The 20,103-nt window shown below is 61.8% G+C and carries 26 protein-coding genes and 2 pseudogenes; 9 read left to right on the top strand and 19 right to left on the bottom strand.

Features of this window, described 5'->3' with window-relative positions; translation table 11 throughout:
• Positions 1-2 precede the first annotated feature (2 nt).
• Positions 3-494, bottom strand: coding sequence for a winged helix-turn-helix transcriptional regulator (locus tag LJ362_RS06380; RefSeq protein WP_264801311.1), 492 nt, complete (start codon positions 492-494; stop codon positions 3-5).
• A gap of 120 nt (positions 495-614) precedes the next feature.
• Between LJ362_RS06380 and LJ362_RS16910 the strand changes: the two genes are divergently transcribed.
• Positions 615-842 carry a hypothetical protein gene (locus LJ362_RS16910; protein ID WP_320109158.1) on the top strand — a complete coding sequence of 76 codons (228 nt, stop codon included), beginning with the start codon at positions 615-617 and terminating at the stop codon, positions 840-842.
• Between the two features lie 78 nt (positions 843-920).
• Positions 921-1,253 (top strand): annotated as a pseudogene (locus LJ362_RS16905) (dihydrofolate reductase family protein); the annotation flags it as partial.
• A gap of 114 nt (positions 1,254-1,367) precedes the next feature.
• Here the strand turns inward: LJ362_RS16905 and LJ362_RS06370 are convergent.
• Complete coding sequence (locus tag LJ362_RS06370; RefSeq protein ID WP_264801310.1) at positions 1,368-2,054, bottom strand: SDR family oxidoreductase; 687 nt, start codon at positions 2,052-2,054, stop codon at positions 1,368-1,370.
• An 88-nt stretch (positions 2,055-2,142) separates the two neighbouring features.
• On the opposite strand from LJ362_RS06370, the gene LJ362_RS06365 reads away from it, so the two are divergent.
• Genes LJ362_RS06365 through LJ362_RS06350 form a run of 4 tightly spaced genes read left to right on the top strand, consistent with a single transcriptional unit; the run spans position 2,143 to position 4,348 of the window.
• Positions 2,143-2,724, top strand: coding sequence for a hypothetical protein (locus LJ362_RS06365; protein WP_264801309.1), 582 nt, complete (start codon positions 2,143-2,145; stop codon positions 2,722-2,724).
• 33 nt (positions 2,725-2,757) lie between these two features.
• Positions 2,758-3,363: a 1-acyl-sn-glycerol-3-phosphate acyltransferase gene (locus LJ362_RS06360; RefSeq protein WP_264801308.1), complete on the top strand. Its 606-nt coding sequence runs from the start codon at positions 2,758-2,760 to the stop codon at positions 3,361-3,363.
• Position 3,364: 1 nt separating this feature from the next.
• The gene (gene arfB / locus LJ362_RS06355) at positions 3,365-3,808 is read left to right on the top strand and encodes an alternative ribosome rescue aminoacyl-tRNA hydrolase ArfB (RefSeq protein ID WP_264801789.1); all 444 of its coding nucleotides are present in this window, start codon (positions 3,365-3,367) and stop codon (positions 3,806-3,808) included.
• A gap of 45 nt (positions 3,809-3,853) precedes the next feature.
• Positions 3,854-4,348 (top strand): mycothiol transferase, encoded by a 495-nt coding sequence (locus LJ362_RS06350; RefSeq protein ID WP_264801307.1) that lies wholly within the window; start codon positions 3,854-3,856, stop codon positions 4,346-4,348.
• Between the two features lie 6 nt (positions 4,349-4,354).
• Here the strand turns inward: LJ362_RS06350 and LJ362_RS06345 are convergent, their stop codons facing one another.
• Genes LJ362_RS06345 through LJ362_RS06335 form a run of 3 tightly spaced genes read right to left on the bottom strand, consistent with a single transcriptional unit; the run spans position 4,355 to position 6,754 of the window.
• Positions 4,355-5,218, bottom strand: coding sequence for a GNAT family N-acetyltransferase (locus tag LJ362_RS06345; protein WP_264801306.1), 864 nt, complete (start codon positions 5,216-5,218; stop codon positions 4,355-4,357).
• Entirely contained in the window at positions 5,212-5,778 is a 567-nt protein-coding gene (locus LJ362_RS06340) for a GNAT family N-acetyltransferase (RefSeq protein ID WP_264801305.1), read from the bottom strand. Before LJ362_RS06340 ends, LJ362_RS06345 begins: the two co-directional genes overlap by 7 nt.
• A gap of 4 nt (positions 5,779-5,782) precedes the next feature.
• Positions 5,783-6,754 carry a lysophospholipase gene (locus LJ362_RS06335; protein ID WP_264801304.1) on the bottom strand — a complete coding sequence of 324 codons (972 nt, stop codon included), beginning with the start codon at positions 6,752-6,754 and terminating at the stop codon, positions 5,783-5,785.
• A gap of 174 nt (positions 6,755-6,928) precedes the next feature.
• Here LJ362_RS06335 and LJ362_RS06330 point away from each other — a divergent pair, with 174 nt between their 5' ends.
• Positions 6,929-7,402 (top strand): phage tail protein, encoded by a 474-nt coding sequence (locus LJ362_RS06330; protein WP_264801303.1) that lies wholly within the window; start codon positions 6,929-6,931, stop codon positions 7,400-7,402.
• A gap of 77 nt (positions 7,403-7,479) precedes the next feature.
• Here LJ362_RS06330 and LJ362_RS06325 read toward each other — a convergent pair whose 3' ends face one another.
• The 5 genes from LJ362_RS06325 to LJ362_RS06305 all read right to left on the bottom strand — a co-directional run bounded on the left by LJ362_RS06325 (position 7,480) and on the right by LJ362_RS06305 (position 11,055).
• A complete protein-coding gene (locus tag LJ362_RS06325; protein WP_264801302.1) occupies positions 7,480-7,920 on the bottom strand; it encodes a YtoQ family protein in 441 nt (146 codons plus the stop codon).
• Positions 7,921-8,076: 156 nt separating this feature from the next.
• A complete protein-coding gene (locus tag LJ362_RS06320; RefSeq protein ID WP_264801301.1) occupies positions 8,077-8,247 on the bottom strand; it encodes a hypothetical protein in 171 nt (56 codons plus the stop codon).
• On the bottom strand, positions 8,244-8,429 hold the full coding sequence (locus tag LJ362_RS06315) for a hypothetical protein (RefSeq protein ID WP_264801300.1): 186 nt from the start codon (positions 8,427-8,429) through the stop codon (positions 8,244-8,246). The genes LJ362_RS06320 and LJ362_RS06315 overlap by 4 nt, the downstream gene beginning before the upstream one ends.
• A 222-nt stretch (positions 8,430-8,651) precedes the next feature.
• Positions 8,652-9,794 carry an alpha/beta hydrolase gene (locus LJ362_RS06310; RefSeq protein ID WP_264801298.1) on the bottom strand — a complete coding sequence of 381 codons (1,143 nt, stop codon included), beginning with the start codon at positions 9,792-9,794 and terminating at the stop codon, positions 8,652-8,654.
• A gap of 313 nt (positions 9,795-10,107) precedes the next feature.
• Positions 10,108-11,055, bottom strand: a complete 948-nt coding sequence (locus LJ362_RS06305) for a LysR family transcriptional regulator (RefSeq protein WP_264801297.1) — start codon at positions 11,053-11,055, stop codon at positions 10,108-10,110.
• Positions 11,056-11,178: 123 nt separating this feature from the next.
• Here LJ362_RS06305 and LJ362_RS06300 point away from each other — a divergent pair, with 123 nt between their 5' ends.
• Positions 11,179-12,171, top strand: coding sequence for a DUF1852 domain-containing protein (locus tag LJ362_RS06300; protein WP_264801296.1), 993 nt, complete (start codon positions 11,179-11,181; stop codon positions 12,169-12,171).
• A gap of 17 nt (positions 12,172-12,188) precedes the next feature.
• The gene (locus LJ362_RS06295) at positions 12,189-13,223 is read left to right on the top strand and encodes a methionine synthase (RefSeq protein WP_264801295.1); all 1,035 of its coding nucleotides are present in this window, start codon (positions 12,189-12,191) and stop codon (positions 13,221-13,223) included.
• A 332-nt stretch (positions 13,224-13,555) separates the two neighbouring features.
• Here LJ362_RS06295 and LJ362_RS06290 read toward each other — a convergent pair whose 3' ends face one another.
• From LJ362_RS06290 to LJ362_RS06255, 9 genes and pseudogenes are all read right to left on the bottom strand, one after another.
• The gene (locus LJ362_RS06290; RefSeq protein WP_264801294.1) at positions 13,556-13,996 is read right to left on the bottom strand and encodes a HEPN domain-containing protein; all 441 of its coding nucleotides are present in this window, start codon (positions 13,994-13,996) and stop codon (positions 13,556-13,558) included.
• Complete coding sequence (locus LJ362_RS06285; protein WP_264801293.1) at positions 13,989-14,582, bottom strand: hypothetical protein; 594 nt, start codon at positions 14,580-14,582, stop codon at positions 13,989-13,991. Before LJ362_RS06285 ends, LJ362_RS06290 begins: the two co-directional genes overlap by 8 nt.
• A gap of 184 nt (positions 14,583-14,766) precedes the next feature.
• A complete protein-coding gene (locus tag LJ362_RS06280; RefSeq protein ID WP_264801292.1) occupies positions 14,767-15,126 on the bottom strand; it encodes an aminoglycoside phosphotransferase family protein in 360 nt (119 codons plus the stop codon).
• On the bottom strand, positions 15,123-15,425 hold the full coding sequence (locus tag LJ362_RS06275; RefSeq protein ID WP_264801291.1) for a HigA family addiction module antitoxin: 303 nt from the start codon (positions 15,423-15,425) through the stop codon (positions 15,123-15,125). The genes LJ362_RS06280 and LJ362_RS06275 overlap by 4 nt, the downstream gene beginning before the upstream one ends.
• Positions 15,412-15,644: pseudogene (locus LJ362_RS16900) on the bottom strand (type II toxin-antitoxin system RelE/ParE family toxin). Before LJ362_RS16900 ends, LJ362_RS06275 begins: the two are co-directional and overlap by 14 nt.
• 149 nt (positions 15,645-15,793) lie before the next feature.
• Complete coding sequence (locus tag LJ362_RS06270) at positions 15,794-16,240, bottom strand: NUDIX hydrolase (RefSeq protein ID WP_264801290.1); 447 nt, start codon at positions 16,238-16,240, stop codon at positions 15,794-15,796.
• Entirely contained in the window at positions 16,237-16,557 is a 321-nt protein-coding gene (locus LJ362_RS06265; protein ID WP_264801289.1) for a HigA family addiction module antitoxin, read from the bottom strand. Before LJ362_RS06265 ends, LJ362_RS06270 begins: the two co-directional genes overlap by 4 nt.
• Entirely contained in the window at positions 16,532-16,813 is a 282-nt protein-coding gene (locus tag LJ362_RS06260) for a type II toxin-antitoxin system RelE/ParE family toxin (protein ID WP_264801288.1), read from the bottom strand. Before LJ362_RS06260 ends, LJ362_RS06265 begins: the two co-directional genes overlap by 26 nt.
• 378 nt (positions 16,814-17,191) lie before the next feature.
• On the bottom strand, positions 17,192-19,873 hold the full coding sequence (locus LJ362_RS06255) for a hypothetical protein (protein WP_264801287.1): 2,682 nt from the start codon (positions 19,871-19,873) through the stop codon (positions 17,192-17,194).
• Positions 19,874-20,103: the final 230 nt, after the last annotated feature.

The following is a 20,103-nucleotide window of genomic DNA, read 5'->3' as shown; positions in this document are numbered from 1 at the left end:
AATCAGCTTCCCGAGATCTCGGCCTCGTAGGCGGCCTGCAGTCGCTCCGAGGAACGCGGTTCGTCAGGATTCGGGCGCGGCACCCCGAGGTGGGTCTCCCGAAGCTCATCCACGAGACCTGCGACGAGTCGGGGGTCATCGGCCATGATTCTGGATCGGATCGTCAGCTCCGGCGAGGTCTCTCGGTGGGTCATTCCCCACGTTCCGAGGGCGACCATGACCGGCAGAGTCTGGATTCCAGCCTCGGTGAGGGTGTACTGGGCTCGCTGCCCGCGTGCGGCTTCCGCCTTTGTCAGCAGCCCTTCGTCGATGAGCTTCCTCAGACGACTGGCGAGCATGTTCGAGGCTATGCCCTCATCATTGTGGGTGAGCAGCTCGCGGAAGTGCCGACGATTGCCGAAGATGATGTCCCGCAGGACGATGAGCGACCAGTTGTCGCCGAGGACCTCGACGGCGGCATTGATCGCACATCCTGAACGCGGCTGTGCAGGCATCGCCCCACCTCCAGTGATTGCATTCTGAAACTACTTAATCTTACACTGGGTCCCCTTTCCCGGAACCCACGCCATCCGTCGGACTGAAGACATCAGCCGAACCATCACATTGGAGTGCACATGGCCAAAGCGTGTGTCAACAACCTCTTCGTTTCCCTCGACGGATTCGCTGCCGGTGAGTTCGTCACCTTCGATCAACCGATCGGCGAAGCCCAAGCACTGTTCTCCTACTTCGACGGCCGCGGCATCGAGGGCGTGGACAAGGTCAACGCCCCGGTGACCGCAGACCGCGCTCTGTTCGCCATGTGGGGCCAGGGCATCGGAGCCGAGATCATGGGCCGGAAGTAGTTCGGTCCCCAGACGGGGCCGTGGCCCGACGACGGCTGGCGTGGCTGGTGGGGTGAGGAGCCGCCATTCAAGACCCCGTGCTTCGTTCTCACTCATCATCCACGGGAGCCGATGGAGTTCGACAACGGCACGAGTTTCCACTTCATCGACGCGTCACCCGCGGAGGCACTCGCCGAGGCGAGCGCTGCCGCTGACGGCGGCAATGTCCGCATCGGCGGCGGTCCTTCGATGGTCAGACAGTTCCTAGCGGACGGCCTCGTCGACTTCATGCACCTCGTCATCGTCCCCGTCACCCTCGGCCGCGGGGTCTGGCTCTGGGAAAGGCTCGAGGGAATGGAGCGGGACTTCACGATCGAGAGCCTCACCACGGCCAGCGGTCTGACCCATCAGCTGTGGAACAGACGAGGCTGAACCGCAGCGGCGACTCGAACCGGACTCGTCGGAACCCCCGATGGCCTGTGGTCTCCGTTCGGAGACCACAGGCCATCGGGTAGGGACGGGACAGCGCCCGCATGGATTGTCAGGTCAGTTGATCGCCTCGGCGATGGGGGTCTGCCCGTCGTAGAAGTTCACGGTCTCGCGTACCGCAGCGGACTCAGCGAGGACGTGGGTGATGACGTCGGCGACGAGGTCGCGTGAGGTCACCCGCACATCGTCAGCCGGCGTCTGCCCATCGAGGTCACCGGCCGAATCGGCGACGAGGACCTTGCCGCTGGAGGGCTCGAGGGTCAGACCGCCGGGTCCGAGGATCGTGAAGTCCAACGAGCTGGCTCGCAGGTGCTCATCGGCACCGCTCTTGGCCTGCACGTAGGGGTAGAAGGAGCTGTCCGGGTCGACGCGGTCCGAGTCGACGGAGACGCTGGCGTAAGAGACCATGACGAAGCGCTTGACCCCGGCCTGTTCGGCGGCGTCGATGGATCGCTTGGCTGCTTCGAGGTCGACGGCCTTCGTCCGCTCCGGGCTGCCGCCGCCGGCTCCGGCGGAGAACACGACCGCCTGGGCTCCTGCGAACAGGTCGGCGAGCGCCTGGGTGTCGGCGGTTTCGATGTCGAGGACGACTGGGTTGGCCCCTGCGGCTTCGACATCGGATGACTGGTCGGGGTTGCGGATCACCGAGTCGACGGCGAAGCCTGCGGCCTTGAGCTTGGGCGCGGCCAGAAGTGCGATCTTTCCATGGCCGCCGAGAATGACGACACGAGCTGAATCAGACATATCTACCTCCGTTGTCGGTGAAGCTTGGCATTCGGTACAGCGTTGCCACTTGCGCGATTATTCCCAGTCCGCCGGTATTCTGAGGACCATGACCGACGACTTCTCCCCCGCCGCCGTCGTGCGCCGGCTCGAGCGTGGACAGCAGGTCGTCATCCCTTCCTCGAAACGCAACGTCCTCACTGCTTTGGCCATCGCGGTCCCGCTCGGCATCGGCCTGCTCGCCTTCTTCGTCTACATTGTCACTGCAGCTCTCGGTGACGGAGGCAGCCCATGGGTCATCGTTGCGAACCTGCGCATGTGGGCTATTGTCGCTGGCATCATCGGATGCCTCGTCGTCGCGCCGATCGGCGTATTCGTGCGGCTGCGCAGGCACGAATCCCTCGTCGTCTCCCCCACCGGCGTCGCGTCGGCCAGGCGCGGTGAGGTTCTGCCCGGGACTCTGCTGCCACGGCACGATATCGAGTCAGTGGTCTTCGAATCGGCGGTGTCTCCAGGCCCGAAGGTGCTCGCTTATATGCCAACCGAAGAGGCAACCCGCCGACTCATCGGACGCGGGCGCAATCCGCGCGTGCTCGTCAGAAGCGGATTCGTCCTCTCCCACCGCCGGCTCTTCCCCGTGCTGAGAGCCGCTCAAGCCCGTTTCGCACCACACGTCCATGGACACCGATAGGCCCACACATCCTCGTGCCTTACCGTTGAGTTCATGATCCGACGCCTCCTCGCTCGCGCTTTCTGGTCCTTCAGTAAGTGGAACCTCGTGACCGAGCCCGCTCCGAACCGTCCGACCATCCTCGTCGGCGCTCCGCACACTTCGAACTGGGACTTCGTCGTCATGCTCGCGATCGCGTGGCGCATGCGCGTCGACGTCCATTGGCTGGGTAAGCATTCCCTGTTCACCGGCTGGCGGGGGCCGATCATGCGGGGACTCGGTGGGATTCCCGTCGATCGGTCGGATCCGAGCAAGATCGTCACCGAGGTGGTCGACCGCATGCGAGACGGCGAGGTCTTCGCGCTCGTCATCACCCCGGACGGCACCCGCGGCGGACACACTCATTGGAAATCCGGGTTCCATCGCATCGCGATGGCAACGGGCATGCCCGTAACGTTGGGCTACCTGGATACCGCGACCCGGACGACGGGGCTGGGCCCGACCCTGGAGATGACCGGCGACATCGCCGCGGACATGGATCGGATCCGCGAATTCTACGCCGACAAGCGTGGAATCCGCCCGCACCTGCAGATCACGCCGAGGCTGCGCGAAGAAGACTCCGCCGGTGAAGATCGCGAAGGCGAAGCGGAGCCGAACTGAGATGGACGGTGATCTGCGCGTCCCCGCCGGGCCGGGTATCCCCGCCGGGCTGGTCATCCCCGCGTCCGACCTGTCCGAACAGTTCTCCCGGTCATCCGGCCCGGGCGGCCAGCACGTCAATAGCTCCGATTCACGGGTGCAACTGAGCCTCGACCTGGCCTCAGCGAGATTCCTCACCGAGGTTCAACGCGAGCGAGTGCTCAGTCGGTTGGCACCACGACTGTCGGGCACCGTGGTGACCGTGACTTCGGAGAAGCAGCGGTCACAGCTGAAGAACCGTCAGGACGCACGCATGCGTCTGGCGCAGCTGCTGCGCGAGGCGTTGGCTCCGCCGGTGCAGAGGCGAGCGACGAAGCCGTCACGCAATTCCCGTCGTCGCCGAGTCCGGACCGAACAGCGGCGGTCGGAGATCAAACGCAACCGTCGCAGGCCCCGTCTCGATTGAGCCCCGGTGGTGACAGCGGTTGACGTGAAGAGCAGAATGGGCGACATGATCAGCATCGACATTCTCACCGACCTGTCCCAGCGCCCTCTCCAGGCAGCACAAGCTCTGCCCGACCTCTCCCCCGAACAGCTCAACAGCCGTCTGGGCGGTCATCCGAATTCCGTCGCCTGGCTGCTGTGGCACAGCGGCCGTGAGATCGACGTGCAGCTCTCAGCCCTCACGGGCAAGCCCGAGCAGTGGGAGGACTTCCGGAACCGGTTCGATCTCGGCGAGATCGGCGAGACCTTCGGCTACGGACACAGTCCCGAACAGGCGGCAGAGATCAAGGTCGACGATCAACAGCTGCTCGTCGACTACCTCGCCGCTGCTCTGAACGCGTTCACCGACTATGCAAAGACGCTTTCCGAGGATGACTTCGACGAAGTCATCGACAGGAACTGGACTCCCGCAGTCACTCGTGGCGTTCGGATGGTCTCGATCATCGACGATGCGATCCAGCATGTCGCGCAGGCGGCGTTCATCGCAGGTGCGTCTGTTTGATTCGGTTCAAGGTCGACAGAAATCCCTGACTTCGCCGAGGATGCTCATCCCAGCCGCACGGTAAGTGGCGACGGCGACTGTGTTCGATGTCGGCGTGGCAACGGTGACGCTCGACGCCCCCATCTCCCTCAGCGCCGCGGCCGCGGCCAGTGTCATCTCGACTCCGAATCCGTGACCCCGGTGGTCGCCGTGGACGCCGAGTGGTTCGATGACACCGGGGCGCCTAGGACCGGCCGACCAAACGGTTGTGGCACCGGCTGGAGCGCCGTCGGCGGTAAATCCGACGAGACATTTGGCCTGCTTGTAAGCGTGACCGTCGGCCATGGACCGCCAACGGTCCGAAGTCAATGAGGACCCGGGAAAAGCCGAGGATTCGACCGCGATACGGTCGGCGATACGGTTATCTGCTCTGTCGGGGTCGACCGTTTCGATCCGCTGGGTAACGGATGGGATCGGTTCGCTCAGATCTCGGTGAAGCGTGGTCCACGCTTCATCAGATCCCCATCCCGCCTCGGTGAGGGTATGTTGCAGGGCGGATCCGAATCGAGCTTCGACGATGCCCTTCCCTGCCGGCAGCAGTTCGGAGAGGTCTCCGTTGAGGTCGGCCAAGATCGCCTCAGCGAGCGCTTGGTCATCGGAGTGATCGGGTGAGATGGCCATTCGGATGAGTTCGGATTCGTCGAGGAATCCGACGGCCGCGGGTTCGTCACCCACCGTCCACACCCGCAGGGCCGAGGCGAGCGCTTCGACTCCGAAACGCTGATACCAGCCCAGGTCGCCGGGATGAACCTGCAGAGGCAGTCCTTCGCGCTGCCAGGACCCGACGGTGTCGATGATGCCCGGCAGGTCCGTCGCAGTCGGTTTCAACATGGTGATTCCTCTGTCCTCGTCTCTGCGCGCCAGATGACTTCACCATCGTCGATCTCGTCGGTCGGTTGCAGTCCGAGACAGACAGCGATTCGTGCGGAAGCGGCGTTGTCAGGGTGGATGGCCGCTTGCAACACAGTCACGAGATGATCCGCCAGCCAATCGACCATGGCTCGGGCCGCCTCGGTGGCGAATCCCTGCCCTTGGCTGTCGACGCCGATGACCCAAGCGATGTCGGCTTGATAACCGGTTTCGGCTCTTGTCACTGTGGCCTGAACATATCCGACTGCAGCGGACTCAGCCGTTTCGCGAACGATCCAGTTCAGCCAGCCGGCGTCACCGGTCGGTGAGGCACCTGCGGATTGGAGTGCATAGAGTCGTTCGAGTTCGGACAGGCTCGGGCTCGTTCCACCGATATGGGTGTATAGGTCGAGTGAGGACAGTGTCTCCACCATCTCCGACGCATGGTGGACTGTGAGCGGCTCAAGCGGCAGCCTGTCGGTGACGATGGGTGTCGCCCGTGGCCAATTGACACTGCGGTTCGAGCTTTCTGCCGTGTTCACGGATTCAGCTCTCGTTCGTTTGAACGGGCCTCGTCCGGTTGCTGACGCGGGAAGCGAAGTCGACGATCTCCGCCTCGACCTCGGGGCGGGTGGTCGGTTCGTTGTGGACTTCGTGGCGGACTCCGGCGAAGACGCGGGTGCGCACATCGTCGTGTCCGGTCGCGCGGAGGCGGTTCGCGACGTGATAGGCGCCTTCGCCGTAGTTCGCGACAGGATCCTGATCACCTGCGAGGATGAGCACCGGCAGACCGCTGGGGATCGTCGCGTACCAGGAATCGGCATTGGCACCGTCATAGAGGTCGACGAAGCCCTGCAGGAATCGGGAGCTCATCAGGGCGCCGAAGTTGTTGAAGGGGTCCCGCCCATGATCGGCGACGACAGCCTCGTCGAGGGCGACCCAGGCGGTGGGGCCGGCATCGGGACCACAGCGGTCGAGGAACCCATCGAAGAACTGATCGACGAGGTGGCCCGGCACGGGGTCCGCGCGGTCGTCGCCGGTGGCCGCCTCGGCGAGGTCCTTGCGGTCGATGACGTGTTCGATCCCCTGCCACTGGGCGGCGATTCCGCACAGAGCCAGACCCGTGAGTTCGGCCTCAGGGCGTGAGGCCATTCCCCGTGCGATCATCGACCCCCAACTGTGGCCGAAGACGATATAGGGCAGGCCGGGGAGGATCTCGCGAGCCTTGCGCTGCAGCGTCAGTTCGTCGGCGACGACCACTCGAGCTGCGTCGTCACCTGTATCGACCCAGATTCCCGACTGCATGGCCGTCCGACCGTGACCGGAATGGTCATCGGCGACGACGGCGAATCCTGCGTCGAGCAAGGTCGCAATGAGGTGGAGGTAGCGACGGGAATGCTCGCCGAGTCCGTGGATGATCTGCACGATGGCGTTCGGAGCTGTTGTCGGAGTGTAGAGCCAGGCGTTGATCGTGTCGCGGTCGTTGCTCGAGCAATATGTGATTTCGTGCAGGGCCAAAGCCGGACTCCTTTGTCAGTTGCGTCGTCTACACCGAGATTCCATAGCAATCAGAACAATCGCCGAGATGCCGATACTCTATCGCAGGTCTCGGACCTCAGCTCTGTACGGATGGGCAAGCAACTCTCGCATTCAGACGTGTACGATCGAACACCTCGGGCATATCCTTGACCCATGCCGTTCGAAGCCGTTTCATTCACCGATGTCTCCACCGCGGGACTCGAATCCTCCCCCGTCGCCGAGGCGCTGGCTGGTCTGCGCGCCAACGAGGCACGGTACTTCTCCAACAAATACAAACACACATTCGCCGTGGCCCCGGCCGCCAAGGTACAGGAGGCCCTGAACTGGGTGGAGGAGATCCTTGACTCCGCGCGTGAGATCGTACCGACCTCGCCTGCCCTCGAAGTCAGCGTCAATGATGTCGACGGCATCTATTGGGTGCACGTCTTCTATGAGTCCGGGCTCGCAGTCAATGTCCTATGGACACGAGCAGACAGTGGCAAGCGGGCTGTCGGTTTCAAACTTTCGGAAGGAATGGACGTTCCTCCCGAGCTGTCGGCGTTCAAGTTCGCCCGTCAGAAGTCGAAGCTCGCCGGAGAGATCCGCGGATCCTTCTTCAAGATCAAGGGTGATCATCCCCTGCCGTAGCGTCACGATGCGCAGCGACCGAGGCCGCAAACGACCGTATTTGCTCCTCGGTCGTTCGCGGCCTCGACGCGTCTAGTTCAGCCTCTGAGAACGTACCTCAGGGTTTCGACAACCTGATCGGTCGTCTGGCACCAGGCCTTGGCTTCGGCATCGACCTCTTTGAGCGGATGCACGATGTCGGCATCGTGGAGGGTCACATAGGGTGTGCCGAGTGCCGCGCAGTAGCCGGCGTCGAAGGCGGCGTTCCATTGCTTGTACTTGTCTCCGAAGCGCACGACGACCATATCGGCCTTTTCGATCAGCGTCCTAGTGCGGATGGCGTTGACCTTCGCCGACTGATGATCGCGCCAGAAGGCGCTGTCGTTCTCGCCGAGGTGGTCACCGGCAGCATCGCTGGCAGGATGGTCGGTCACGGGTGCGGTGAAATCGATATCCAGACCGGCCGCCTCGGCGCCGCTCTTGATCTCATCGCGCCACTCGGTGTGGATCTCACCGGACAGATAGACAGAGAAACTCAAGTCGATCACTCCTCAAACTTATGGCAGATGGGACTGCTCTCCCTTCAAGCACCACCATAGCCAATCGGAAGTGAGACGCTCAGCGCCGACCGCGCGGCCGAGCCCCAGACATCGCACGAAGTGACGTCTGCGGGCTCAGCCCGGCGATCGTCACCGTCAGGAGGTTGCCGTCCTGACGATATCGGCGATGCGCTTCTCGGCGGCCTCGTCGATGGTCTCGAAGTACCATGCGGCGGGCATCAGCGATCCGTCGGAACCACCGGCTGGGGTGAGTTCGACCTTTTCCGTGAGGGCCAGGTTGACCCGCTCGTCATTACGCAGTGTCACCAGTGCAGGAGTGCTCGCGGACAGAGCATAGGCTGGCATGCCATACCAGATCCGCGGTTTGAGACTGGGGCGACGGTCACGATGATGTCGTGCGCTCGCTGCATGAGCGATCGTTCCGGTTCGTCCATCTTCGCGATCTTGTCGGTCACCTGGGACAGGTTCTTCTCGTCTTTGGTCGTCATGTCATGTCCTTACGTCAGCCGGTGTGTCGCACCGGCGGTTGAAGACGGCGCAAGAATGCGCCGCACCCCATCTGGACATGTTCCGGGCCGACCGGAGCTCTCAGCAATGTTTCAGGCTTAGGTACCTGGAAGTGCTGGCAACCGTACGCGCTGCCGATTTCCACGATACCTGCGTCGACGCCTCCCCCGCCAGAGCCGCCGAGATCAACAACAGTCGTGTGGCTAGCGAAGTTGCTCGGATAAGTAGGCCTCCGCGATGCTCAGGTGCCCCTGGCTGCCGATTGAGTTCTTCGCCTTCTGCGTGTATGCATGATTGGCGAGGGGAACTTTCACGGTTTTGACGTCGACGCCACGACTTCGGGCCGACTCGGCCCATGAAAGCTGGTCGGTTGGGGTGATCACGTCATCTCGCATCGCTGTCATCATGAGCATCGGCGGCGCGGGTGCTTTCAGATGCGTAACGGAATCGGCCAATGCATAGCGTTCCGGATATTCCTCCGGTGTGCCACCCGTGTAACTGGTCGCGAACAGGCGCGTGCCGGATCCCGCACCTGGCCCGGTGGGTGCGTTCTCGTAGAGGCCCGTCACGTCGAACGCCGGGTAGTCGGCAATCACCGCCGCCGGAACCGGAACCTTCCCACCGCAGGACGATTCGGCGTCGCCTTGCGCAGCGGCACCAGCGGTATTGGCGACCATGTTGCTGCCCGAACTCTCGCCCCAGAACGCAAGGCGATCGGTATCCGCACCGATCGCGTCTGCGTGGGTCTGGATCCAGCTTGCCGCACATGCGACCTGCGATGGTGCGCTCTGCCAGGTTGCGTTATCCAGGGTGGCGAGTTCATATTCGACCGATACGACCAGGTAGCCGTGATCGGCGAGTTCACGGAGCTCTGAGCTCGCTGCGTCCGGTTCGCCTGCGATCCAACCGCCTCCGTGGACGTACATGATCGTCGGGGCCGACCCCTTCGCTCTCTCCGGTTCGTAGATCGATACCGAGAGGTCATCGCCCGAGCTGGACTTGTCGTACACTTCCTTGCGATCAGGCGACGCCGAGTCGATCGCCGAGAGCTCGAACGTCGCAGTGAACAGATTCACCGAACCACCAGCCGAGCTGATGGCAACGAGGAGCACAAGGACGACAGCCAGATTCGCGATCGTGCTCACCACTCCGAATCCTGTCACCACAGCTCCGGTCCTTCGCCGGCCTCGGCGCAGGCAGAAGATTCCAAACCCAAGCACAATCGCTCCGGTCACAGTCGCTATCGGCGCAATCGTCGGCGCAAACCGAGCAGCGGCGGAACTGAACGGGCCAAGCCCGGGAATAAGCGATGCCAGGCCGATGACCGCAGCGATCGCACCGAGCACGAGCGCGAGGATGAGGCCCGTTGCCCGAACTGTTTTGGTCACGCGCTGAGGCGCCGCGGGCTGTGACGAATTCTTGCTGGCTGTCATCTTCGGTCCTCGCCTTCCGAGCTTTCGGGTTGAGATTCCCTCTGCAGCAGATCTCATCGTGGCGGTCGCCTGCAGACATCAGGGGTCACTCTATCGCAGGCAGATTCTCACGACCTTGATGAGTCGGCCTGAGGCCACGGACAGTCCCGACGGTCGCATCCGGATTGCGAACGGACGAAGTGACGGCCTTCGCGGGTCGAGGGAACCGCCTCGGCGCTATCCTCGGTCACGGCTGATCGAGCAGCGCAATGCCGAAACCGCCGATGACGGCCCGAACTTCGTCGAGGTAGCGTTGCGCCTGTTCGGTCAGCTGGATCCCGGAATGATCGATCCAGCCGATCTCGATGCGTTCATCGACCTCGAGTGGAATCGCTACGATGGCCGGATCGAGATCGTCGCTGATGATGCCCGTCGAGATGGTGTAGCCGTCGAGACCGATCATCAGATTGAAGATGGTCGCACGGTCAGAAACCCGGATCTCCTGCTTGCTCGACAGGGTGGAGAGAATCTCCTCGGCGAAGGAGAACGAGTTGTTCGCCCCCTGGTCGAAAGTGAGGCGCGGCAGGGCAGTGAGATCGTCAAGGGTGACGCGGTGGCGGGAGGCAAGCGGGTTCGTACGAGAGATGAAGATGTGAGGGGAGGCGAGGAAGAGCGGGTGGAACGCAAGCCCGGAATCTCGCAGCAGTTTGTCGATGACCTTCCTGTTGAAGTCGTTGCGGTAGAGGATGCCGAGCTCACTGCGGAGCGTGCGAACGTCTTCGATGATGTCCCAGGTACGCGTCTCTCGCAGTGAGAACTCGTACTCGGCAGCATCGCTGGCCTTGACCATCCGAACGAAAGCATCGACGACGAACGAGTAGTGCTGCGCCGAGACTCCGAGCAGACGCCGTGACGGTGGGCGCCCTAGGTAGTGCTGCTCGAGGAGTTCCACCTGTTCGACGACCTGCCGGGCATAGCCGAGGAATTCCACACCGTCGTCAGTCAAAGTCACCCCGCGGGCGGATCGGACGAGCAGAGCGCGATCCACACGGGTCTCCAGGTCCTTCATCGCAGCAGACATGGTCGGCTGAGAGACATAGAGGAGATCGGCGGCGGCGGTGATCGACCCCTCCGACGCGACCTCGATGAAGTACTGGAGTTGCAGCAGCGTGATGTTCTTCAGGCTTCGAGACATAGATCAAGGCTATAGGAATCCATAGTTCCCCCGAGTTACCCGATGACCACCGGGGACGGGCAGGATGGCTCACAGACATGCAAGCGACCGCAACCGGCCGAACACCCACCGAATTGGACGTCCATGACACCTGAGTTCTCATTCAGCATCACCACGACTCGATTCGACGAGGACTACTCGCCGTCAGAGAGCACCCGAGCGACGACGAACTTCGCCAACCTCGCCAGGGGCGAGGACCGTCAGCAGAACCTCCGCACTGCTCTGAACATCATCAATCGCCGCTTCAACGAACTCGCGTCCTGGGACAATCCCGATCGGGATCGCTATGTCCTCGAACTCGACATCGTCTCCGGAGGACTTCACTTCAGCTCGGGCGGCCGGGAACAGGAGTTCCCCCTGCTCGAAGTCCTGGATATCCAGATCATCGACGGACTGACTGGAAAGCGTCACCCCGGGATCGTGGGGAACAATTTCTCGTCCTTCGTCCGCGATTTCGATTTCAGCGTGCGCCTGCCTGCTGCCAATGAGGCCGCAACCGAGTTCACGGTCCCCGAAGACTTCGGTGATCTGCACGGCAAACTATTCCAACACTTCCTCGACTCCGCCGCCTATCGGGAACGGTTCCAGACGGCACCCGTGATCTGCATCAGCGTGTCCACAAGCAAGTCGTACCGTCGGACCGAGAATCACCACCCGATTCTCGGGTTCGAATACCAGCAGGACGACTACTCGCTGACCGATGACTACTTCGCAAAGATGGGACTCCAGGTGAGGTATTTCATGCCACCGGGCAGCGTCGCACCGCTGGCCTTCTACCATCGCGGCGACCTCCTCGGCGATTATTCCGATCTGGCGCTCATCGGCACGATCAGCACGATGGAGACTTTCCAGAAGATCTATCGGCCCGAGATCTACAACGCGAATACCGCCGCCGGAGAGGTCTACCGGCCGACGCTGGACCGGCACGACTTCTCGGAGATGCCGGTCACCTATGATCGCGTCGAACGCAACCAGCTCGGCACCAGACAGGGAAAATTCACGGAGGAGTTCTTCGTCAACCCGCACCGAGAGATGCTCGAGCAGTGGGCGTCCGACCGACCCGTCCCAGTCGCATGACCACAGGAGAAGAAACGATGACCCAGCCGCTGTTGCCCACCTCAATCGTCGGCAGTCTGCCGAAGCCGTCCTGGCTCGCGCAGCCCGAAACCCTCTGGTCCCCCTGGAACCTCCAAGGCGATGCCTTGGTCGAGGGCATGCACGATGCCCTGCGCATCTCGATTCATGAGCAGACCAACCGCGGCATCGACATCGTAAGCGACGGAGAGCAGACCCGCCAACATTTCGTGACGACGTTCATCGAGCATCTCAGCGGAGTCGATTTCGAGAAGCGCAAGACGGTTCGGATCCGCGATCGCTACGACGCAAGCGTGCCCACAGTCGTCAGCGCCGTGAGCCGTGAGAAACCGGTCTTCGCCGACGATGCGAAGTTCCTCCGCCAGCAGACCGATCAGCCGATCAAGTGGGCGCTGCCGGGGCCGATGACGATGACTGACACACTCTATGACGACCACTACAAGAGCCGCGAGAAGCTGGCCTGGGAATTCGCCACGGTCCTCAATCAGGAGGCAAAGGATCTGGAGGCGGCGGGAGTGGACATCATCCAGTTCGACGAGCCGGCATTCAATGTCTTCTTCGAGGAGATGAAGGACTGGGGAGTCGCCGCGCTCGAACGAGCAGCGGAAGGTCTGCGGGCCGAAACCGCAGTGCATATCTGCTACGGCTATGGGATCAAGGCGAACAACGACTGGAAAACGACCCTCGGGTCCGAGTGGCGCCAATACGAGGAATCCTTCCCCCTCCTGCAGCGCTCGAGCCTCGACATCGTCTCGCTCGAATGCCACAACTCCCATGTCCCGATGGACCTCATCGAACTGATCCGCGGCAAGAAGGTCATGCTCGGTGCCATCGACGTGGCAAACGAGACCATTGAGGCACCGGAGGAGGTCGCCGCGACTCTGCGCAAGGCTCTGAAGTTCGTCGACGCCGACAAGCTCATTCCAAGCACGAACTGCGGCATGGCCCCCTTCGCGCGCGACGTCGCCCTCGCGAAGATGAGCGCCTTGAGTGCGGGAACAGCGATCGTCCGCGAGGAGCTGTCAAGGGGCTGATCGCCGCCGCACTCCATCCGCACACGTCCAGAGCCGTCGGGCCTCTCCGCATCTATTCGGGCGTTCTGAGCCGGGGAAGTGCAGTGACAGCTCAAGCTGTCGTTGCCACAGTGCCCCAGCCTCTGCCGCAGACGTTGAAGCGGAACCTTCGGCAGACCGGATTCCGCGAAGAGTCGAACGGCTGCGCGACTACGAGAAGTGTGATCGCAGAGATCCTGTCGCGCAGCACCCGACGCTCACGACGCAGCCCGCAGCTCGACTTCAGGTTCATCCAGAACTCTTCCGCCGTGTCGAAGCCGATGCGGGCGAAAAACTGCACCCAAATTTGTCGACTACCCGTCGCGACGCACGTACTCGGCACAGACATCGACGATCCGAACGGCCGCGGTGATCGCTTCAGCCACGTCTTGGTTCGTCGCTGCCGGTCGATCGTCGTCGGGATACCCAGTCGCGTTGCGCACTTGACGCATCCACTCAAACTCGCCCAAGGCACTGTCGTTGACGAAGCCCGCTGCCGCGATCCCGGTGTTGCGATGAGCTCCGCCCACGGGTCGGACACGGAACCCTTCGGCGGCAAGAACCGCGACGAGCGCTTTGCGCGCACCATCGTACGCCGGTGTGAACGCCATCGCGTGATCGTCGGTATCAGCAAGCAGCTCTGCCGTACGGATATGGCGTTCTGCGGTCACGACCACAGTCAGCGCATGCTCGCGATTCCGCTCCACACGCTCCAGTCTTCGGTTCACGAGCATCTGATTGACGATCTCAGGCAAGGATCTCACCGGACCTCACATCGACTAAGGGGCGTGACCGAATCGTCGAGACGAACGGCGACGGGTCCTCAGAGTTCCAGTCAACCGGTACGATACGCGTGATGTTCACGGGCAAGTCGAGCTTGTCACCTGCTTCGGCCGCAATCCCCGAGAGCGTCCTCCGCGGCGTCTCCCCCACGACGAGGACGTCTAAGTCGTTGGGAAACTCACCGCTTTCCCCGGACCGGCGCGCGGCCCAAGATCCGTAGATCAGCAGCTCCTCCACCCCGTCGATCCCGTCGAAGAGCTCACGCAAGACCGGCACCGGCCCGTAGGTCGCCGCGATCAGTTCTCGCATCAGAGCGAACAATGGGTGGTCGGCATTCGCACTCACGAGACGGTTTCGCCCCTCATACCGGTCACGAAGCACGGCGGAGTCGACCAGTCGCCCCACTTCGCGGTGCACGACCGGGCCGCTCGTGTCCGTGCGCCGCCCAAGCTCTGCCAGCGTAAACTCCCGCTCAGGGTGCCCGAGAGTCTCGGCCAGAATCGCCCCAACGGCATCCGAGCGCACGAAAGGCGTCAGCTGCGGTGCGATATTCTTCATAGAACACGAAGATATCTTCCACTTATAGGAAGAGTCAAGAGTGTGGGCATCACTCGATGAACCGGAACTCCACCGAGTTCCGGCACGGACGACCATCACGGACCGACTCGGATGGCATCGCCCCACACCTCTACTCCGCGCTCCACATATTCAGCCACCGCTCGCCAGTGATCGCCGTGGCCGTTCAGAAACGTGGTCCCCCAAGGTTCCGCTCCGTCGCGATGAGCATCTCGTACATCGCCCAGGTTCGTTGCGCCAACACTTCAGGAATAACGCTGTGCAGCTCCGCCTCCGCGCGGTACCCGTCAACAAAGGCGCGGAGTGACTGCCCTGCCACGTTGGGATCAACAGACGTGTCGTTGAGCGTGAAGGCCTGCGCGGAGTACGCCAGGTCCCACAACCGGGTACCCGCAGCCACACCATCCCAGTCGATAAATACCCAGCGCTCACCCAGCAGAAGGTTCCAGGGCGTGAAATCTCCATGACCATCCGCCAGCGGTTCTTCCGTCGCCCTGCCCAGCAGATCGGAGTGCTCGCCGTTCACGCCACCTGCAGCGGAACGATCGAAGCGATCTGCTCACCTGCTTGGTCCTCCGCGCGCTCGAGCTCGTAATGACTCTGCAGGTTGATCCAGAACTCCGCCGACGTGCCGAAGTACTTCGCCAGCCGCAGCGCGGTGTCCGCAGTGATCCCACGCTTGCCGTGCACGATCTCGTTGATCCGCCGAGGCGGGACACCGATGGACACGGCGAGCTTGATCTGAGTGATCCCGAACCCTTCTATGAAGTCCCCCACGAGGACCTCCCCAGGGTGGATCGGCTCGATCTTGTCAGTGGCAGTCAACGATCTCCACCTCCTCCGGTCCGGCGTATGTCCGCACGAAGCAGATGCGCCATTGGTCGTTGATCCTGATGCTGTGCCCCCAGCTCGATCGCTTTTCAGAGCTTCGGGCGGGACGCGTAGATCCTCGAGGACTTCCGCCGATCCCACCTGACGAAGCTTGCGTAGTGCGACTCGATGGGTCCTCGGATCTATCGACCGTACGCGCTCACGATGCCACAGCCGCTAGGTCTCCTTGTTGCCGAAAGATCTGATCACGAGATCAGTGCATAACGGAGTCCGTCATTAACGCTAGACGTTATACCGGAACTCCACCGAGTTCCGGCACGGAACAACGTCTCAAACCACACGCTCGGCAAGCACGGGAGACCTCAGCGGAGGAACCATGTCTCGATCACGCCCTGAGTCTCTGGCGTACATGACGCACCAATGACATCCCTTGCAGTGATCCATCGAGCCGCGACGTGCTCGTCCGAGAGCTTCACAATACGATCGGCCAACGGCACTGACACTGTGAGCTGTCGCGTCAGTCTCCCCGAAGCGGATCTATAGTCGAAGTGTTCAAGGAAGTCGCCATCGATCACCTCAGACTCGAATCCGACTTCTTCGAGCAGTTCACGATCAAGCGCCGCTGTGAGTGACTCCCCGACCTCAACGCCACCAGAGGGCAGTTCATCGATCCCAGGCAGGAAGTCGACCAGTTCGCTGCGAGTGACGACCAGCACAGACCCATCTGAATGTATCACCGCGCCGACCACGAACTTCTCCACGCCGTCACGTTGTGCAGAATCGCGGAACTCTTCCACGAGGACAGTCACGCAACCTCCAACGGCGTGATCGCGGCAACCTTGTCGTGCAGGACACGGCGCTCAAGCCGAAGCTCGTAGTTCGACTGCAGATTCATCCAGAGCTCCTCGGACGTTCCGAAGTAGCGCGCCAGACGGATCGCCGTATCAGCGGTGATCCCCCGCTTGCCGTGCACGATCTCGTTGATCCGGCGCGGCGGCACGCCGATGGACACCGCGAGCTTGTTCTGAGTGATCCCGAAGCCCTCGATGAAGTCCTCCATCAGGATCTCTCCCGGGTGGATCGGCTCGATCAGGTCGGCCTCAGTGGGAGTCGACGAGTTCGACATCGTCCGCACCTCCCTCTCTCCAGACAAAGCAGATACGCCATTGCGCGTTGACGGGGATGCTGTGCTGCCCGCGTCGGTCGCCGACCAGACGCTCCAGGCGGTTGCCCGGCGGGACCCGGAGATCCTCGACATCCTTCGCCGCATGGATCAGCTCGAGCTTCCGCATGGCCGCCCGCTGCACCGTCCGGTCGACCCGCTTGACGTACTGCTCATGCCAGATGCGCTCGGTGTCCTTGCTGCCGAACGATCTGATCACGAGAGCATTCTATAACGGAAACCGTCAATAACGCTAGACGTTAAACCGGAACTCGACCACGTTCCGTAGCCGAATAACCTTTCGCTAGCCGTGGGTCAGGGTCCCACTACGCCGGCCGCCGCCCCACCGAATGGCCTACAGAATTTCGAGATTGCTCAGCATAACGTCGGCGTCGTAGCCGCGGGTCACCTATCAGCCCAACATTCGCTCGAGTGCCTCCTCGTCGGTCGGGTGGTCCGGCTACTATGGTGCGAACATGTGGTCGCGGAGAACCTTCCATCTGACCGATCGCATCGACGATGTCTACCACGGCCGGTGCAGAACCTAGAAGCTGCTTATGGAGACCCGCGACGGACGTCACCAAGTCCGTATCCGGCGTCAATGTCGCCTTGATTCATCGGATTCAACACCAAAACGGTACACACGAGGGACATCTCCAGGCCACACGACGAAGTACTCGCCAGTTTCCACTCGGACCTGCGGCTCGTCTCCGTCTTGCACATCCTCGAACACACCGAGCGCAATTGAAGTGTTGCCGACTGGCGTGAGACCTTCTTTCTCCTCGGGCCGCCGACAGGAAACCAAAGTTGTACGAGGGTCGAAGAGGATCGCCTCCTCAGCCAGCACGGAGGTCTCAATGTGCGCCACTCGGTTGCGCGCCTGGGAGAACTCCGTTGAGTACCACCCATCGAGGTCCATTAGCCCTCCATACGGCGTCAAGAGGACATAGTGCTCGGCCTTGGCCCCGAGCGCATCGATCTGCTTACAGATCGACTGCGCCGACGGTTCAAACAGTTCGTCTTGAAGGGAGCGCAGCAGGTCGACGATCCTGTGTTCTTCGCCATCGATGAACCCGCGTGCGATCACAGAGCCAAGCTCCGCGGGATCGGCGTAGGTCTGGTTGAAGATCTTGTCGACCAAATAGTGCCGGGGAATGCGGAGGTTCATTCCGAGGATAGGACGCAATGTGTCGGTTTCTTTTGGGACGGTGCTCGCATGGGGGACCCTATCGGCGAGTCGCTGGTCGGCGTCAAACGCCTCGCCTAGCGAGGTCCGCAGGGCATCGACTCGCCTGCCAGACAGGGGCTCGGTCGTCAATCGTGCATTTTCGGCGGTCTGCCACTTTTCGATCTCGTCGAGAAACCTCTCCTTGAGTCTCAACTCCATTGTGTTCAAATTCGTGGTTCGCTCGTCGAGAAGTCGGAGGAGCCGCTGGTACTCCGACGCGGTCTGCTGGTCGTTGGCTGGGGGAAGGGATCCATGCGACAAAGCGAGCGCGGCCACTTGGGCCCTGTCGATGTATTGTGAAAGTTCTAGCGACTGAGCATGGGCGGAGCCGCTGAACTTCATCTCCCACCAGTCCCAACGGCTGAACGGAGTCTCGCCACGTTCGGCTAGGTTTCCAGCGGTGAGAATCTCAGCCCAAGTGCCGTGGGGCGTCACCAGCGCTCGGAGCTCAGCATCGGCTGGGGCTCGAGCGTCACCCTTGTCTGAAAGGTAGTCCAGCCAGCCCGCGAGAACGAGTTGACCTGCTCTGACGTGTGCTCTCTGAGTCCCATCTCGATCGGAATAATGAAACAGCCCACCAAGTGCCTCGGCAGCGAGAATAGCGGCTTTAGGCTTGTGCGCGTCGAGTGCGAGTTTGACCAGCTCGACCATCGCCCATGTCGCGCGGCTTGAGAGGTGTTCACGTTGGTCCGGGGCGGTGAGTACGGCAAGGTTCTGCACACAGACGACGATCCGGCCAATGAGCTGATCGAACTCCGTCCCGCCTTGCTGAAGGACGTCGAGCCAGATTCGGGTGAAGCTGCGTAGGCATTCGTCAATGTATTCGGAGGTCCCCACGCGAGGCGCTTCGAGTGCCCTCGTCATAGCTTGATCAACGAACATGCCTGCGGCTCGCGGCGACAGGACAGCGTCCTGTTCAACTTCCCCGATAATGCGTAATAGCCAGTCTCTACGAGTGAACGAAGCGCGACGAGAAGAATCAAATCCGTGTCGTTGGATGATCCAGACACCCCGTACTACGTGTCCAAGCAATTCGACGGCCCGCTCCGCCGTGGCGAAGGCGCCGGAACGTATGTTCGCTCCGACAGCGTCTTTCAGGTTCGCAATCTCACGGTCTGTCTCTTCATCGGGCGTGATTACCCCCGACGATTCGAACTCGATGCTCGACTGCAACAGTCGGATGATCCGGCGCTGCTCCGGTCCATCCAGTGGTTCGGGCGTGATAACGCGGAAGGCCGTTTCGTCAAGGCGCGTACGATCACCAGGCTCAACGTCCAGGGTGATTTGTGGCGGGACGTATGTGCCGCTGTTCTCAGCCTCGGTAGAGCGGTTTTCAGTCACTTTCGGGGCGAGTGTGTCGAGTGCTTGTCTCACGGCATTCGACCTAATTGCCTTAATGATAACGTCGCCCCGCGGCACTGGAACTCGGAGTGTGATGGTCGAGGATCTTAGGTTCAAGTGAGACCAGCCCGATGTGACGAGGCCATCCAGGTGCTTCGTCGCTACGGAGTACCTGCGCGAGACCTCTTCCAGGCGACTGGACAGAGACTCAACCAGCGAGGTTCGGACAACTTCATCAAGCAACGCCGGGTGTCCGAAAAGCTTGACTAGCTTGACCGTCGACCCCACCAATAGCACAACGGTTGGCGCGAACCACACGATCACAATGCCAAGGACGCCAAGCCCGCTCGACAGCCAAATCGTCTCGATGCCAATGACTACGTTTCCAACTAGACCGATGCCGACGAATTTGTCGGCTCCGATGTACTTGAGCACCCGCCCTCGAGAGGCTCCGATCGCGAGTGGTGCCTCGGCAAACAGTTGTGCGGCTATTGCAAGTCCGGCGAATCCGACCGACAGGAACGTCGTCTGCACCTGCCACAAGATTCCGTCACTTCCGTGTGCGGGCGGAAGGTGCGAGGTGAGCCAGACGGAATCTCCAACGTTGCGGGCAATAGCTAGTAGAACCACACTCACGATGAGCGAACCCAATAGTGAGATCAGGCCGCGCCACGTCCGGAACCGACCGACCAACCGCTTGATCATCGCCATGGCGCACCCCTCTCTACGCTCCGCAGTCACGAACTCTAACGGCATCCGCCGACATAGCTCGGCCTCCATCCGATCTTAAACGCCAGGCCGGTCGTTAATGTTCGTCTCACCACCCTCCGACGCTTGCTCGTTGCTTCTGCACTGCGGCGTGTCCCACCGCTCAAGGCCCCAAAAGCGGCGAACCCGTCATGAACAGCCGAAGAACTCGGCACCGCCATACCTACTTCTTC

Source organism: Brevibacterium sp. JSBI002, assembly GCF_026013965.1.
Classification (GTDB): Bacteria; Actinomycetota; Actinomycetes; order Actinomycetales; family Brevibacteriaceae; genus Brevibacterium.
This window is presented reverse-complemented; position numbering and strand designations above follow the sequence as displayed.

What these genes read in the sequence shown, in the direction of transcription:
- LJ362_RS06380 (WP_264801311.1), bottom strand. Translation starts at nt 494, where the DNA reads ATGCCTGCACAGCCGCGTTCAGGATGTGCGATCAATGCCGCCGTCGAG.
- LJ362_RS16910 (WP_320109158.1), top strand. Translation starts at nt 615, where the DNA reads ATGGCCAAAGCGTGTGTCAACAACCTCTTCGTTTCCCTCGACGGATTC.
- LJ362_RS06370 (WP_264801310.1), bottom strand. Translation starts at nt 2,054, where the DNA reads ATGTCTGATTCAGCTCGTGTCGTCATTCTCGGCGGCCATGGAAAGATC.
- LJ362_RS06365 (WP_264801309.1), top strand. Translation starts at nt 2,143, where the DNA reads ATGACCGACGACTTCTCCCCCGCCGCCGTCGTGCGCCGGCTCGAGCGT.
- LJ362_RS06360 (WP_264801308.1), top strand. Translation starts at nt 2,758, where the DNA reads ATGATCCGACGCCTCCTCGCTCGCGCTTTCTGGTCCTTCAGTAAGTGG.
- arfB (WP_264801789.1), top strand. Translation starts at nt 3,365, where the DNA reads ATGGACGGTGATCTGCGCGTCCCCGCCGGGCCGGGTATCCCCGCCGGG.
- LJ362_RS06350 (WP_264801307.1), top strand. Translation starts at nt 3,854, where the DNA reads ATGATCAGCATCGACATTCTCACCGACCTGTCCCAGCGCCCTCTCCAG.
- LJ362_RS06345 (WP_264801306.1), bottom strand. Translation starts at nt 5,218, where the DNA reads ATGTTGAAACCGACTGCGACGGACCTGCCGGGCATCATCGACACCGTC.
- LJ362_RS06330 (WP_264801303.1), top strand. Translation starts at nt 6,929, where the DNA reads ATGCCGTTCGAAGCCGTTTCATTCACCGATGTCTCCACCGCGGGACTC.
- LJ362_RS06315 (WP_264801300.1), bottom strand. Translation starts at nt 8,429, where the DNA reads ATGACGACCAAAGACGAGAAGAACCTGTCCCAGGTGACCGACAAGATC.
- LJ362_RS06305 (WP_264801297.1), bottom strand. Translation starts at nt 11,055, where the DNA reads ATGTCTCGAAGCCTGAAGAACATCACGCTGCTGCAACTCCAGTACTTC.
- LJ362_RS06300 (WP_264801296.1), top strand. Translation starts at nt 11,179, where the DNA reads ATGACACCTGAGTTCTCATTCAGCATCACCACGACTCGATTCGACGAG.
- LJ362_RS06295 (WP_264801295.1), top strand. Translation starts at nt 12,189, where the DNA reads ATGACCCAGCCGCTGTTGCCCACCTCAATCGTCGGCAGTCTGCCGAAG.
- LJ362_RS06285 (WP_264801293.1), bottom strand. Translation starts at nt 14,582, where the DNA reads ATGAAGAATATCGCACCGCAGCTGACGCCTTTCGTGCGCTCGGATGCC.
- LJ362_RS06265 (WP_264801289.1), bottom strand. Translation starts at nt 16,557, where the DNA reads ATGTCGAACTCGTCGACTCCCACTGAGGCCGACCTGATCGAGCCGATC.
- LJ362_RS06255 (WP_264801287.1), bottom strand. Translation starts at nt 19,873, where the DNA reads ATGGCGATGATCAAGCGGTTGGTCGGTCGGTTCCGGACGTGGCGCGGC.